This window comes from Anatilimnocola floriformis (assembly GCF_024256385.1).
GTDB classification, from domain to species: Bacteria; Planctomycetota; Planctomycetia; order Pirellulales; family Pirellulaceae; genus Anatilimnocola; species Anatilimnocola floriformis.
The window spans coordinates 5,968,216-5,983,175 of record NZ_JAMLFW010000001.1 but is presented as its reverse complement, the minus strand read 5'-3'; the positions used below and the strand labels follow the sequence as shown (position 1 = coordinate 5,983,175).

Annotated in this window: 8 protein-coding genes; 2 read left to right on the top strand and 6 right to left on the bottom strand. The window is 56.3% G+C overall.

Features of this window, described 5'->3' with window-relative positions; all coding sequences use genetic code 11:
* Positions 1 to 24 precede the first annotated feature (24 nt).
* Entirely contained in the window at positions 25 to 2,247 is a 2,223-nt protein-coding gene (glgX, locus tag M9Q49_RS23750; protein ID WP_254511468.1) for a glycogen debranching protein GlgX, read from the bottom strand.
* Between the two features lie 1,538 nt (positions 2,248 to 3,785).
* Here glgX and ku point away from each other — a divergent pair.
* Positions 3,786 to 4,658 carry a non-homologous end joining protein Ku gene (gene ku, locus M9Q49_RS23745; protein ID WP_254511467.1) on the top strand — a complete coding sequence of 291 codons (873 nt, stop codon included), beginning with the start codon at positions 3,786 to 3,788 and terminating at the stop codon, positions 4,656 to 4,658.
* 53 nt (positions 4,659 to 4,711) lie between these two features.
* Here the strand turns inward: ku and M9Q49_RS23740 are convergent, their stop codons facing one another.
* Positions 4,712 to 5,476 carry a DUF72 domain-containing protein gene (locus M9Q49_RS23740; RefSeq protein WP_254511466.1) on the bottom strand — a complete coding sequence of 255 codons (765 nt, stop codon included), beginning with the start codon at positions 5,474 to 5,476 and terminating at the stop codon, positions 4,712 to 4,714.
* A gap of 465 nt (positions 5,477 to 5,941) precedes the next feature.
* On the opposite strand from M9Q49_RS23740, the gene M9Q49_RS36190 reads away from it, so the two are divergent.
* Positions 5,942 to 6,217 (top strand): SRPBCC domain-containing protein, encoded by a 276-nt coding sequence (locus M9Q49_RS36190; protein ID WP_390844713.1) that lies wholly within the window; start codon positions 5,942 to 5,944, stop codon positions 6,215 to 6,217.
* Between the two features lie 227 nt (positions 6,218 to 6,444).
* Here M9Q49_RS36190 and M9Q49_RS23735 read toward each other — a convergent pair whose 3' ends face one another.
* The 4 genes from M9Q49_RS23735 to M9Q49_RS23720 form a co-directional block, all read right to left on the bottom strand.
* Positions 6,445 to 9,978 carry a PAS domain-containing hybrid sensor histidine kinase/response regulator gene (locus M9Q49_RS23735; protein ID WP_254511465.1) on the bottom strand — a complete coding sequence of 1,178 codons (3,534 nt, stop codon included), beginning with the start codon at positions 9,976 to 9,978 and terminating at the stop codon, positions 6,445 to 6,447.
* A 295-nt stretch (positions 9,979 to 10,273) separates the two neighbouring features.
* Entirely contained in the window at positions 10,274 to 10,918 is a 645-nt protein-coding gene (gene trhA / locus M9Q49_RS23730) for a PAQR family membrane homeostasis protein TrhA (RefSeq protein ID WP_254511464.1), read from the bottom strand.
* A gap of 350 nt (positions 10,919 to 11,268) precedes the next feature.
* Positions 11,269 to 12,258 carry an HAD family hydrolase gene (locus tag M9Q49_RS23725; protein WP_254511463.1) on the bottom strand — a complete coding sequence of 330 codons (990 nt, stop codon included), beginning with the start codon at positions 12,256 to 12,258 and terminating at the stop codon, positions 11,269 to 11,271.
* A 93-nt stretch (positions 12,259 to 12,351) separates the two neighbouring features.
* Positions 12,352 to 14,841 (bottom strand): arylsulfatase, encoded by a 2,490-nt coding sequence (locus M9Q49_RS23720; protein WP_254511461.1) that lies wholly within the window; start codon positions 14,839 to 14,841, stop codon positions 12,352 to 12,354.
* Positions 14,842 to 14,960 lie beyond the last annotated feature (119 nt).

The following is a 14,960-nucleotide window of genomic DNA, read 5'->3' as shown; positions in this document are numbered from 1 at the left end:
GGATTTTGCAAGTGCCGTGAGTGGCTATGTGCTCTCGACCACGACGCTTGGTTCGCTCATACCTGCCTCATTGAGAACTTCCGCTGAAACGAACCCTTCTTTCTGTTTTTCTTCTTTCGCGGGAGTCGTCAGGCGCAACAATGCCATCGAGCGCCCCAGGATTTCGTACTGCGATCCGCCCTTGGTTTCTGAGAGTTGGCCTGGAAACTGGGCTGTATCCATCAGCGGTTCCCAATACGCATTGTCGACTGGAACAGGGAGCATGAAGGGCACAGGATCGTGATGAGCGTTTAGCAGCAGGAGAACGGTATCGCCTTCAATAGGAACTCCCTGGTCGTCCACCTCGCCAATCAGCTTGCCGTTCATGCGCAGGCCCAAGCACTTGACGAAACCCGCGTTCCACACCTCGTCGGACACTTCGTTGCCATCGGTGCCAATCCAGCCCACGTCGGAGATTTCCCCTTCCGCACGGCGAATGGAACGGCCTTGAAAGTACTTTTGTCGGCAGAAGACAGGTTGCGTTTTGCGCAACGCCACAATACCGCGTACGAATTGCAGCATCTGCTGCTGAGATTCGCTGAGGTCCCACTGCAGCCAGCTAATCTCGCTGTCCTGGCAATAACAGTTGTTGTTGCCTTGCTGCGTTTTGCCGAGTTCATCACCCGCGAGCAACATCGGTACGCCTTGGCTCAGAAACAGCGTCGCGAGCATGTTTCTCTTCTGGCGTTCCCGCAACGCATTGATTTCGGCGTTGTCGGTTGGTCCCTCGGCGCCACAGTTCCAGCTTTCGTTGTCGTTAGCGCCGTCGCGGTTGTTCTCGCCGTTGGCCAAATTGTGTTTCTCGTTGTAGCTCACGAGGTCATGCAGATTGAAGCCATCGTGGCACGTCACAAAGTTGACGCTCGCCGACGGGCGCCGGCCGCTCCATTCGTAAAGGTCTGCCGATCCGCAAAGTCGTGTGGCAAATTCCGAAAGGGTGTCGCCTTCCGCTCTCCAAAACCGGCGAATATTGTCTCGGTAGCGGCCGTTCCATTCGGACCACTGCGAAGGAAAATTGCCCACCTGATAACCGCCCGAACCAAGGTCCCACGGTTCGGCGATTAGTTTGACTTGGGCGAGGATCGGGTCTTGATGCAAGATGTCGAAAAAAGCACCGAGTTTGTCCACCTCGTAGAGTTCACGCGCGAGCGCACTTGCCAGGTCGAAGCGAAAGCCATCGACGTGCATTTCCGTTACCCAGTAACGCAAGCTGTCCATGATCAACTGCAGCACGCGAGGCGAGCGCATGTTGAAGCCGTTCCCGCAGCCTGTGAAGTCCATGTAATACCGCGGATCTTCCGGCGACAGGCGATAATAAGAAGCATTGTCGACGCCGCGAAAAGTCAATGTCGGCCCGCATTGGTTCCCTTCGGCGGTGTGGTTGTAAACCACATCCAAGAGCACTTCGATACCTGCCGCATGCAGGCCGCGCACCATCGTCTTGAATTCCTTCACCGTTTCGTCGGCCGTTCTCGCGAACGAATAATTCAGGTCGGGCGCAAAAAATCCCAACGTGTTGTAGCCCCAATAATTGCACAGTCCCTTGTCGACCAAGTGCCGGTCGTCGCAACGCTGAAATACGGGCAGCAGTTCGACGGCCGTCACCCCGATGCTCTTCAAGTGAGCAATCGCGGCAGGCGAAGTTAACCCCGCGTAAGTACCGCGAAGTTCTTCCGGCACCTCCGGGTGCAGCTTCGTGAAGCCCTTCACGTGTACTTCATAAATGATCGTTTCGTGCCACGGGCGCCGTGGCGGACGATCGTCTCCCCAAGTAAATGCGGGATCAATCACCACGGCCAACGGCGCCGCATGGGCGCTGTCACGCTCGTCGAACGATAAGTCGGCTTGCTCATCGCCGATCCGGTATCCCCACAAGTCATCACACCAACGTACGTTGCGACCAATGCCCTTCGCGTACGGATCAAGCACGATTTTATTTCGATTGAAGCGATGCCCGTTTCCCGGTTCATAGGGTCCATCAACGCGATAGCCGTAAATCTGGCCCGGCCGAACGTCCGGCAAATAACAATGCCACACCAGGTCGCGACGTTCGGTCACAGGAATGCGAATAAACTCCTTCTCGTCGTCGGCCGAATTGAACAGGCACAATTCAACCGCCGTAGCGCACTCGGAAAACAGCGCGAAGTTCACTCCGTTGCCATCCCAGGTGGCACCCAGTGGATAATGTTTTCCTGGCCAGACACGCATGAAACTATTCCTGAAAAGTACGCGGCGATTGCCGCTTGGTGGTGACGGAGACGATGAAAACTCAGAGGTGAACCTGTACGGATGCGTTTGACCAATTCGCATCGCAACAGTTCGGTTGTAGGCGGCGGGAGAGAGCCGTTCGCCATACCTTTGCGGTCAATACACAGCGGTAGCTCACGCCTTTGCTGAGTGTCGTTGGTTTCGCTTCCGTGAAATGGCGTTTCAGAAGCAAACGATGTGCCTGTTTCGTTCCAAGGATCGCTATCCAAACGAACACGGCGTCGTTAAGTCCCGCGTTAGATGAAATTGCAGCTGTATAGCAGGAAAACTTCGCTAAATTGCGACTCACTTGCCTGGAATTCGTGCCGCGTTTCGGAGCGACGTGACCCGCAGGACGCGTGCGAATCGTCGCTACGTTGATCGAAACTACGCCAGGAATGGCTGCCTTTGAACGGAGAAAGCTGCTAGGTCAGCGACCGTACTTACGACGTTCCAAAGAAACAGACTTGGCAACTTACACAACACCGTTTTACTTCTTTGATTTGGCCGTTTTCGCGATCTTGCGCTGAGGCGCTTGGTCGCCTCTATCGCCCTGCCCGGGCTTCGCGACTGCTTTCGCCTTTCGCCGCCGATCTTGCGCTAGGGATCGACCTACATCATCGCTCTCCTTGAACTGCCCCTCAACGTCCCGCCGAACGTAACGCTTGTCACGACCGGTATCGATCAATTCCCGCTTGGTCGCAATGTGCTTCGAATTCTTCTTGGCCATGGATGCAGGGTGGATAAAGGATTTACAAATCGTTCGTCTGGCGACTACGAGTCACTGGGTACAAAATGACCGACCGGAGGCGGTGAACCAATTGCTGATTAACTTCCTTTCGACCTCGACGCTGGAATAGGGGCAACGCGCGTTCACTTTCGTTCGGGCGGAAGCGGCTGACTTCGGATCCCGGCATCGCTGACGCGATAAGTTGCCGAGCTGACGTTTCTTTTCTGAGCGACTCGCTATTTCAGTATTTGGCACTTCGGACAAAAGAAGCTTAGCCGTGAAAGTGTGCCGGTTTTCTTCATTTCAACTGCACCAGCGAAAACTGGGCATTTGCGTTTCCGGTAAATATTCCAATTCTTTCTGAGCACGAAAGCCTTTTTTCCATTCGTAAAAGCGAAAGCAATACGCTCGCATCTCGCGAATCACTTTTGTTCGCGCGCGGGGAGCGATGGCAGCGAGTGATTCTTCGGGATGCAGGCCTTGTTGCCGACGCTGGGTAGCGCAACGCGGGCCACGAATCAATCCAGGCGATGATTGTGGCCCACCTGATCTGGGGTACATCGTTGGGATTTTTCAACTTCGCCCTGCAGCAACGGCAGCCTCTTTCCCGTCAAGTCATAAGCCCCGAGCCGTACTGCACGCAGCCAAAGTGATCGCTTCTTCGTCAGTCAACCCAAGGCACAAGCATCTGCCGCAAACTTTCTGCGGCAAAGTTTGGCCTTCAAAACCGTTCGCGTCTTTGGCGCACCGAGTGCAGCGCGCACCTCGCATGGCCAAGAAGAGCAAGACATCGCAAAGTGCAAAGCACCGCCACCGCGCCAGTTGGAAGGGGAATTTATCCTTTGGTTTGGTCTCGTTCGCCGTAGAGGCATTCAACGCCATCAACCGCGAGCAGGGGGATATTCACTTTCATCAGCTTCATGCAGAGTGTCATCGCCGCATTCAATACCAGAAAGTTTGTCCGATGCATGGAGAGGTCTCTAACGAGGACATCGTTTCTGGTTACGAATATCGCAAAGGAAAATACGTCGAGATTGCAGCCGAAGAACTGGAAGCGATTAAGACGCGTCGCGATCGCGCACTGTCGATCGACACTTTTGTGGAGCCATCGACCGTCGACCCGGTCTACTTCGATGGCCGAATGTATTACTTAATGCCGGCCGCAGCATCGGCTTCCGAACCGTATGCCGTCATGGTGCAAGCGATGACGAAAGAGAACCGCTACGGCGTTGGTAGCGTCGTGATGTTTGGCAAGGAACAATTGGCTATGGTGCGGGCAGTAGAAGGTGTGCTGCATCTGGTCATGCTGAATTTCGACGAGGAGATTCGAGCGCCGCAGCAAATGAAAGCCGAACTGCAAAAGAGCCGTCCTGCCGAGCGGCAAGTTAGTCTGGCGCGTGCATTGATTCGTAACTGGTTCAAACAGGAGTTTGATTTTACCAAGTACGACGATGAGTATATGAAGCGTGTCTCCCGATTGATCAAATCGAAGGTGGCAGGAAAAGATGTCGTTGCTCCTAAGGATCCCGAGCCGGAGCCAGACGTGATCAATCTTATGGAGGCTTTGAAGCGGAGTGTCGAGACCCAGACCGGAAAGCGAAAAAAGACGACTCGCAAACGGCGAGCGAAGCGTAGTGCATGACCTGATCTGTGACGAAGTTGGGAAGATCTGCGGACTCAGGAAAGCGTAAAGTTTTAAGGCGACGAGACGACCCCTTGCTCTGTTAGTGCTTTAAGCTGTAACGCATTTTCAGGAGCATGTCCTGCTGCTGTGTTATCAAAAATGCACCAGATTTCCTGGGCAGCATTCCCCGCAGTAGTGAGTCTATTCGCCAGCGCTTCTAGGTACTCGCCTGAGTACGGTGAGTGATATGTCTGAGGTGAACCATGCAGCCGGAAATATTGCAACGCGGAAGTTCCACCTGCCTCTTTAGCGCCGGGGTGGAGTTCGGGATCTGCGGCGACGCGGGCCACGGAGTAACTTCCAAGCAGTTGATGAGCGTCATTCGAAAACCAAGTTGCATGTCGCGGTTCGCAAGCGATACCCGCTACGAATGAGTCGCGCAGATGAGAAAAGAAAGACCTCGCCACGTCGGACTCGAACTGCAAACTGGGAGGCAACTGGACCAATAAGCAGCCAAGCCGATCGCCTAACTCGCAAACCTCTGTCAGAAACTGCTCGACAGGTTCTGAAGCATCTCTCAGTCGCAACTCATGCGTAATCTGCTTGGGCACCTTCACGCTGAATCGGAAATTTGCTGGCACAGTCGCCGCCCAACGGGCGTAGGTGGACGGGCGATGGGGGCGATAAAATGAAGTGTTGATCTCGACTGCAGTTAGGCTAGTTGCATACTTCTGCAGATGGCTTCCTGCCTTTGGAAAGCTGGCAGTTGCGTTACGAGGAATATTCCATCCTGCGCAACCAATCCGCAGTCGATTTGCAGCCGTGGGGATTACCATGCCAGTCCGTTTGGTGAGCCCTAAGAACGATTTGAAGCGATCAGGTAGCTTGGTTCCAAGCAACCTACGCGCCACGAGAGCATGATTCCATCTTTGTGCACCACCCCGTGCTTAAAGACGATCTTGCGAAAGGCAGGCTTGATCAGTCAGGTCTGGTCTTATCACCCCTTGATGAACGCAATAGCAGGTCGTCAGTGCCGGGGCGAACCGGCTGAAAGGCGGCCGAAGTTGGGTTGCGCTCCAGCATCATGCGGTCGACCGCTAGATGTCGCGCTTTGCCGTTCGAGTAGGCCGTGAAACGCATCAAGTTGAGTTGCTAAGATTCCGCTTAGAGCAGGCCGGCGGTCCGAAAATGTACTTCAGTCCGACACGCTGAGGTCGATGTGGCCGAAGTAGCTTGGAAAATTATGAAGCGATGTGTAAGACCATCAAGCAGCCGACGTACCGCCTGGATCCGACGATTAGTTGCAAGATTGGCGGGACGTTTTCAGTCAGCGAAAACGAAGGATCAACGTCGATCGAGTTCCGGGTCGACGAATCGCTCAAGCCTGGCGCCATCGACGGTTCCCCAAACCAATCTTTTCGGTGGCGGCTGTGGTCCTAACCCCAACGACTGATGGCGGCACCGAACTCGTGCTGACGCATCGCGGAGTTCCAAAAGACCTGATCCCTGAGACCGAACGCGCTTGGCGCGAGCACCATTTGTCGAGAATCAAAGCTCATCTTACTCATCTAGGTTAAGAGAGATGCCGAGCCAACCGCTGGTCTGTCACCACCCGTGGGGCGGAATCCGGCCCGGCACGCCGAATTAGGTCGGTCGATCCGACCAAATCAACTCAGAGCCGGATCGTGAATTCTCTCGCCTCTTCGAAACAACGACATTGGCCTGCCTTTTTCGAACGCCTGGATACGGGAGACATGGAGAATGGCCAGAGGATTTCGTTGTTGGCGTGGTAGTCTGTAGCGTGCTAATGGCCGACAATGTCTGTCAGGACTTTTTCCAGATCGGAAAGACTGACCGGTTTGACAAGATGGCCGTCACAGCCGGCTTGGCGCGATTGTTCGCGGTCATTTTCCTGTCCCCAGCCCGTCAGCGCGATGATGGTTACTTCGCGTCCCCATTTTCTTTCGCGAATCTGCCGAGTGGCCTCCAGGCCGTTGAGTCGCGGCAGCCCCAGATCCATGAGAATGACGTCGGGGCGAAACGCGTCCGCGGTTTCCACCGCTTCCTGGCCGTCGTGAGCGGTTGCGACTTCATTTCCCAACAACTGCAGCATCTTCGCCATCGAACGTGCGCCGTCGTGATTGTCATCCACCACCAGAATCCGGCGGCGAATGTCGCGAATTGGTTCCGCTCCTCCGTTGGTGGAATTCTCTGCATGCGCCTGACTGCAAATGGGCAGGCGGACAGTGAACGTGCTGCCGCTACCCTCAACACTTTCGGCGGCAACAGATCCTCCATGCATCTCCACCAGTCCTTTTACGAGCGCCAAGCCAATCCCCAGACCACCCTTGCTACGCTCCATACTTCGGTCGACTTGGCTGAACATATCGAAGATCGTTGGCAACGCGTTCACGGGAATGCCGATGCCGGTATCGCGCACTGAGACCACGACTTCGTTCGCCACGCGTTCGGCCGTCAACCAGATCTTGCCGCCGGCGGGCGTGTATTTGGCGCTGTTTGTCAACAGATTGGAGAAAACTTGCGCCAATCGAGTGAGATCGGCATCGAGGCTAATGGCCTGCGGCGGCAACTTCACCGTCAATTGCAGCCCGGAGCTTTGAATTGCCGAGCCGGCCGCTTCAACTGCGACGCCGACAATCTCCGCGAGCGACACGCGCGCTCGCCGCAATTCCATTTTGTTCCGCGTTATGCGAGAGATATCCAGCAAATCATCAATCAGCCGAACCATGTGCGAAAGCTGCCGGTCCATCATGTCGCGTGCTTCGGCGACCGTCTGCGGATCATGTTCGGCAAGCCGCAATACCTGCAGGCCATTCCGAATCGGCGCGAGGGGATTACGCAATTCATGGGCCAGAAGGGCCAGGAAATCATCCTTCTTGCGGTCGGCATCGCGGAGGGCTTCTTCAGCTTCCTTGCGCTCCGTGACATCGCGTGTCGTCCCGGCGACTGCTTCGACTTCTCCATTCGCACCGAAAATCGGCACAAAGATGTAATCGTAAACTCGTCGCCCGAACGTACCGTTGAAAGGGACTTCGCCACGGATCGATGCCCGCGTGGCCCGCACCTGATCGATCTCGCGATTGTGCATTTCCGCGTGCCAGGGCTCATAACCGAGTTCGAGCAAAGTGGCGCCGATCGATTGCTTCGAGGTTCGGCCCCACATGCGCAATAAGATTTCATTGGCGTAGGCGATGCGATAATTCAAATCGAATACATAGGCGAGGTCAGGCGTGTTCGAGAGAATCGTCTCATACACGCGGCGGCGGCGTTCCGATTCCTCGGTGACCTTTACCAACTGCTCTTTGGCACGCTTCCAATCGGTCACATCAATGACGACACCGGGAAAGCGAACGGCCTGGCCTGCTGCATCTCGTTCGATTTTTCCGCGCGCGGTGACCCACTTCCAGGAACCATCCGGCTGAGCAATACGATAATCGGCTTCGTAACGCTCGCTCGTGGCCAGAGCTTGTTGGATTAACTCGATCACTTCGCGTCGATCGTCAGGGTGAATCGACCGCATGACGCGGGAGAGGTTTCCACCCGCGACATCCGTCTGAGCAACCGAAAACATCTTTGCGAGACTGGTATCGCCATAGAATCGATCAGCCTGCACATCCCAACTCCAGGTGCCAATTGCACCCGCATCGAGGGCGGCCTCCATGCGCGAACGAATGTCGCGGAGTTCCTCTTCGGCGTGTCTTTGGCGGGTGATGTCGCTGGCGGTTCCAAACCATTCGACGATATTGCCGGCATCATCAAGAATCGGCACCGCGCGAGAGAAGGTCCAGCCCAACGTGCCGTCGGCCCGGTTCACCTGATGTTCCAACTCAAACGTAGTCTTGGCGTCGATGGCTTGATTGATTGCCGCCCAGGCGCGTGCTTGCTCGAACTCGGGAACATTTTGCGGCATCCAGTCCTGAGTCGGCTCAGCCGTGCTAGCGAGAAAGCCGCGGCCATCGAGCGGTTGCATGTGCACCCAATCGGCACTCATGCGGTAGACCACATCCGAGGTCGCGTTGACCAAGGCCCGGTAACGCCTTTCACTTTGACGGAGGCCTTCTTCGGCACGCTTTCGATCAGTGATTTCACGGGTAGAACCAGCGACTGCCTCGACAGCTCCACTTGCGCCGAATACCGGCATGAAAATGTATTCGTATGCCGCGGTCCCTTGAGCACTCGTATAAGGAGTTTCATCCCGCAGTTGACGCCCAGTGTCGATCACTTCTTGAATTTGTCGTTGTAGCCGTTCTGCCAGAGCGGCCGGGTAATCAAGCTCGAAAAAGTTCCGGCCGACCGCTTCCGAAAGCTTTTTTCCCCACAGATCGAGCAGCGCTCTGTTGACATAAGTAAAGCGACCACGGGTATCGAACAGATAGATAAAGTCCGCCGTGTTCGAGAGGGCCGTTTCGTACATTTGCCGCTGCCATTCCGACGCGGCCGTGACACGAGCGAGTTCGGCTTCAGCCAACCGTTGCTCCGTGAGATCGATCCCTTGGACGATAACTCCAGATACACTTCCCTTCAAATCCAACATCGGTTGATAGACGAACTGCAACACACGCTCAGTCGGCGCGCCTGGATTCTGCAACCGGACACGCGCATCGACAACGACCTTTGGTTGACCACTTTGAAATACCTGGTCGAGAAGTTCGAAATAACCCTGCCCAGCAATTTCGGGAAGGGCTTCGCGAACTGGCTTTCCGACGACCTCGCGGCCGCCGATCAATTTAGTGTAGTGTTCGTTGACTCGCTCAAAAACATGATCGGGCCCGCGGAGCACGGCGATAAACGAAGGGGCGTGTTGAAATACTTCTTCGAGCTTGCGTCGTTCGGCATCTACTTCGGCCAGCAATCGCTCGCGCTCGATTTGAGCGTGATGTTGCAAAGTGACGTCTTCCAGGGTGCCGACCCACTCGTGAGTTACCCCGTCAACACTTTGCACGGGCACACCGCGAGCCCGCACATAGAGCCAGCCACCCAGTCGGCCGCGCACGCGATACTCGACATCGTATTTCGAACTGGTCGTGATGGCAGTGGACCAAGCCGCAGCCGCGGCAGCTCGATCGTCTGGGTGGACAACCTCAAGCCAGGCATCGTCGCTTGCTTTCTGCTGCTCAATGGATTGGCCGGTCAGCTCTTGCCACCACTCACGTGACCGTTCGAAGTCGTTGACTGTGCCATCGGGGGACCACGACCAGACTGCCTGTCCCGTGGCCTCAGTCAATGCCCGATATTTTTCGCTAATGCGATGCGTGGTCTGCAGTGGTGCGTGCGCTGTCTTGCCAACAGTTCCTGTCGCCTTGAAACTTTCGTTCATGTCATTCCCGTAGACAGCAAGCCGATTCGATTCAATTCACCTTCACAATTTGTCGGCAAACTCCGCAATTTTATCAGAGAGTTTACCAAGCAGAGTTCGCTTTAGAACAGATGGAACACTCGTCCAAAGTGTGGAAGGTCTAGCAACCAGCGCGCGAAGTATGGGAGCGGCAAGAATACCCGCGAGATCAAGCGGCGTCGGCGCGAGCAGAGGAATGGGCGAGTCGCCGAATTGGAGCTCGTGTAGGGAAGCCATCGGACGATGTAACCGAAGCGGCTGATTGTCTGCTAGCGAGCTACGTTCGGCTCCCCGCGATGTACACCAAGACTCCGTACCAGTGGCAGAGACTTCCGCCGATTACGGCGACGTGCCAGATGCCGTGACAGTGGTATTCACGATTATCCCAGTGATGAAAAATGGTTCCCGCGCTATAGCAAACTCCACCGGCGAAAACCGTTCCCGCAGCGGCCAAGGGAAGAGAAGGAAGGAGGGCTGCCATCGGTATCAGAGCTAACCAGCCAAGCAGCAAGTACGACCAGAGGGTGGCTGAATCGATACGGTGGGCGAGCACCAACTTCGACACAGTGCCCACAATCGCCAGCGACCACATGACTGCCAAGAATCCCCACCAGAAAGGCGTACGCAGGTATGCCAACGACCACGGGGTGTAGCTCGCCACAATTAGCAGGTAGATCAAGCCCTGATCGAGAATTCTAAAGAGCCGCCGTCGTTGGGGCTGAGCAATGGCGTGCGAAAGAGTGGAGACGGCGTAAACAGCCACCAGGGCTGCCGAAAAGATGGCGCACCCTGCAATTCGCCAAGGACCGGCCGTCTCGACGGCGCGAGCCATGAGCACGCCCGAGCCCACGATGCTCAGAACGCATCCGGCGGCGTGAGTGACGGTATTCACACGCTCTCCGGCGGGTAGTGTTTGGAGCATTCCAGTTAACATCAGAGAAAGTGCTACCCATCTTATAAGTGGATCACCTGACCTTACCCGCCAAGCGTCGCCGTGTGAACCGTGGCGGGCCATCTGCGCGGCTAACCAAAGTCAGTAGCGATAACCGAATTGGGCCGATTTCTGGCGAGCCGGAGCATTCTGCATGGGCGCAACGTCAAAATCACGAACCGGCAGTCGCGCGTCGGTCCGACACGCCGCTTACCCGCAAGCCGCTCGGCCGATGTGACCGAAGCGAGGTGCGGCGGTCAATGCCTTTGCACCGAGAAAGGCTCGCCGGCTTGATTGCGCCGGCGCTGCCAGTCGGCATTAGAAATCCGAAGGTCGTTCGCTTATCTCTTGACGGAGAAGATTTCCTTCCAGTCGTCTTTGATATTCACGACGGTCCATCCGTGTTCCTTCGCGGCCTTCAGCGAAGCGCCGTCTTTCTCGGCGTATGCGAACTCGCGATCCCCGTCGTCGTGGTCCACGAGCAGTTGCAGTGACGGGTGCTTACTGCTCTGGGAGTACCGGAGCATCGCGATGTCCCCGCCGGTGCGGACGTTGCCCGCGGCGAAGATGGGCACCCGGCCGATGTGCAACTCGATACCCGCCGGTTTGTCCTGCTTGTCGTTGTACGTCAGCAGTTTCGGGGTCTTGAGCAACACGGCCTTAGCATCTTTGTCCTGGAACTCCAGAACACCCGCGCTGCCAATGACTTGCTCTGGCGGAATGCCATAGATCTCCTCGGACACGGCCCGCATGAACTCGATCCCGCCGCCGGAGCAGATATACGTCTTGAATCCGTTGGCCTGCAGATAGGCGAGCAGTTCGCGCATTGGCAGGTAGGTGGCCTCCTTGAGTAGCACCCCGTATTTCGGATGCTTGGCCGTGTTAAAGAATTTCACAGCTAACTCGTGGAATTTGTCCACTGTCATCCCTGCGTGAGTGAGGAAGACGATTTCGGCGATGGCATGTTCGCCCTCTTTCTCGAAGTACGCCATGTTGCCCGTTAGGGCCGCCGCGACCGCCGGCTTTTCGCGCAACTGCGGTTGCTTGTCGACCAGTACCTTGAGCTGGTCGATGGCGAACACGAGTTGCACCACGGGGTGTTCGCACCAGAGCGTGCCATCGTTGTCGAACGTGGCGATGCGTTCGGCGACGGGGACGAAGCCAGGCGATCCTTCCTTCGTGACCTTTTCGACGAAAGCGACCATGGCCTGCTTTGTCGGGCCATCGTTCCATGAAGGAAGCGGATCGGCAGCGTGCGCTGGCGAGTTCGCCGCCGTGGCCACGACGACAATGGCAGTTGCCACAAGAAGGCTGATGCGTCCGGTGTTCATAAAGGCCCTGCGATAGACAGAGGCCGAGCCCCGCTGCCAGCAGCCACGGGACTCGGAATTGGCGCCAGCTCGGTTAATCACTTACTAGAAGGTTCATTCTGCCAACTTGCGCGCCTGAGCAGCTTCCTTTTCCTTAGCCTGGTCCGCGGCCACTTTTTTCGTCGGTGTGAACTCCACAATCACCTTCCGAATTTTGCCGGTGAACGCGTTGTCCCCTTCCTTGTAATCTTCGGTCACCGGCGTGGCTTCATCGACCCCCACATCAGCCGTTTCATCGGCTGAGAAGATATTAGGCTGCGTGCGTCCGATCTTGTCTTCGCCGGCTTTCTTCCCGTTCACCAACAGCGTCCCTGTGCCTCCTTTGCCGAGACCGTCGCCGTCGTAGGCGAACTCAAAGCGCAGCGTCACTTTCCCCACAGGCAGTGCCGAGTCTCCCTTCACCGAGAAACGCTCCAGTCCGAGGAAGTTGTAGGTGTAGACCGGCTTGCCGTCCTGCACATACAAGCTCCAACCGCCGAAGCGTCCCGCTTGTGCCAGCACGACGCCGTTCGCGCCCTTCTCAGGAATCTCCAACTCTGCGGTAATCGAGTGCGTCTTGTTCTTAAGGTTGATGAAGACGTTCTCTGTCATGCCTTTCATACCGGGATACAGCGTGAGCGAAGTCCGGTGGCCAATCAGTTCTGGGCGGCCCACGAGGTCAGCGTTGGTCCGTTCCAGCACGCGGTCGTCGAGCGGTAGCACTTGATACTTCACCGCCTCCTTCAGAAACAGTTCCTGCAACTCCTTGAGCTTCGCGGGATTCTTATCGGCGATGTTGTTCGCGCAGCTAAAGTCGGTGCGAGTGTCGTACAACTCCCACGTGTCCTTTTCGAGCGAAGTCTTCGGCAGGAAATCCCACGCCGGGCGATGGACGGTGCCGGCCAACCATCCAGCGTGATAGATCGAACGATTGCCGAAGATCTCGAAATACTGCGTAGTGTGTGTGGTCTTCGCGGCCGCATCGTCGAAGGTGTATTTCAACGACACGCCTTCGATCGGCGTTTGCACGGTGCCATCAACGGACTTGGGTTCGGGCAGTCCGGCTGCTTCCAGAATCGTTGGGGCGATGTCAATCACGTGGTGAAACTGCGTACGCAGCTCCCCTTTCGCTTTGATGCCTTTGGGCCAATGCACAACCATGCCGTTGCGGGTGCCGCCAAATTCGGAAGCGATCTGCTTAGTCCAAGCGAACGGCGCGTCGCCCGCAACAGCCCAGCCGGCGGCCATGTGCGGATACGACAGCGGTCCGCCGAGTTCGTCGTAATGCTTGAGAATGTCCTCGACCGATTCTGGTGCACCGTTGAAATAGCTGTACTCATTAAACAGCCCGTTCATACCTCCTTCGGCGCTGGTACCGTTGTCGCCGACGATGTAAAAAATCAGCGTGTTGTCTAGTTCGCCGAGGTCATCTACGGCATCGACCAGGCGAGTGATTTCGCTATCGGCATACGCGCCGAAGCCCGCATAGATTTCCATCTGGTGGGCAAAGAGCTTCTTCTCGTCGGCATTGAGTTTATCCCAATCCTTGATCGCGCTAGGCTTAGGGGCGAGCTTTGTGCCGGCGGGAACCACGCCGAGCTTGATCTGCCGGGCCAGCGTTTCCTCACGCATTTTATCCCAGCCTTGATCGAATTTTCCTTTGTACTTTGCAATCCAATCCTTCGGCACGTGATGAGGCGCGTGTGTCGCGCCAGGGGCGAAGTACATGAAGAAAGGCTTATCCGGCGTGAGCGACTTTTCAAATTGCATCCAGCCAATTGCCTTGTCCGTCATGTCGGTCATAAAGTGATAGCCGGGCGTTCTTGGCACTTCAATTGGGTTCAGCCCGTCGTAGAGCATCGGTGCCCATTGGTTAGTCTCGCCGCCGAGGAAGCCATAGAACTTGTCAAAGCCGCTGCGCGTGGGCCAACGGTCGGTGGGACCAGAAGGACTCACTTCCCACGCAGCCGTTTCGTGACTCTTACCGAACGCGCCCGTGCTGTAGCCGTTAAGCCTTAGCGTTTGTGCGACGGGAGCTACGCTATTCGGACGTTGTCCGGTCTGGCCGGGAAACGAAGTCGCCGTCTCGGTGATCGACCCCATGTTGCACATGTGGTGATTGCGGCCGGTTAACAACGCCGCGCGCGTCGGTGAGCAAAGTGCCGTGGTGTGGAAGTGGTTGTATCGCAAACCGTTGTTTGCCAAACGCTCCAGCGTCGGCATGGCGATTGGTCCGCCGAAGCCGCTCGACATGCCGAAGCCCATATCGTCAATGAGAACGATGAGCACATTCGGCGCTTTCTCAGGAGCCTTCACCTGGAACCGTGGCGGCGCTTTCGCGTTCCGCGCATCGAAGACCGTGCTATGCGGAATCTTCGGTTCGGGAATCGGCAGCACCGTGCGGTCAATCTTGTACGGTTCAGTTTTCTCGCTGGACTTCGGTTGCGGAGCGGAGTTTTGCTCTTGGGCCAACGCGGTCCCCCGTTTGCCGCTGGTTGTCAGCCAACTGAAGAACCCGACGACAATAATCAACACGATGGCGACGAGATAGAGCCTTCGGAACATGCAGATTCTCCCCCTTCTACTGGGCTAGTTGCTCGGTCATCGGCACTCACGCGCCTACAGAGTTGCGGGCCGCGTCAGTTTCAGAAAAGATTCGACGAGAAGATCTTCAGGGCAACTGA

Coding starts and splice junctions, on each gene's coding strand:
- glgX (WP_254511468.1), bottom strand. CDS start 2,247: ATGCGTGTCTGGCCAGGAAAACATTATCCACTGGGTGCCACCTGGGAT.
- ku (WP_254511467.1), top strand. CDS start 3,786: ATGGCCAAGAAGAGCAAGACATCGCAAAGTGCAAAGCACCGCCACCGC.
- M9Q49_RS23740 (WP_254511466.1), bottom strand. CDS start 5,476: ATGGTAATCCCCACGGCTGCAAATCGACTGCGGATTGGTTGCGCAGGA.
- M9Q49_RS23735 (WP_254511465.1), bottom strand. CDS start 9,978: ATGAACGAAAGTTTCAAGGCGACAGGAACTGTTGGCAAGACAGCGCAC.
- trhA (WP_254511464.1), bottom strand. CDS start 10,918: ATGCTCCAAACACTACCCGCCGGAGAGCGTGTGAATACCGTCACTCAC.
- M9Q49_RS23725 (WP_254511463.1), bottom strand. CDS start 12,258: ATGAACACCGGACGCATCAGCCTTCTTGTGGCAACTGCCATTGTCGTC.
- M9Q49_RS23720 (WP_254511461.1), bottom strand. CDS start 14,841: ATGTTCCGAAGGCTCTATCTCGTCGCCATCGTGTTGATTATTGTCGTC.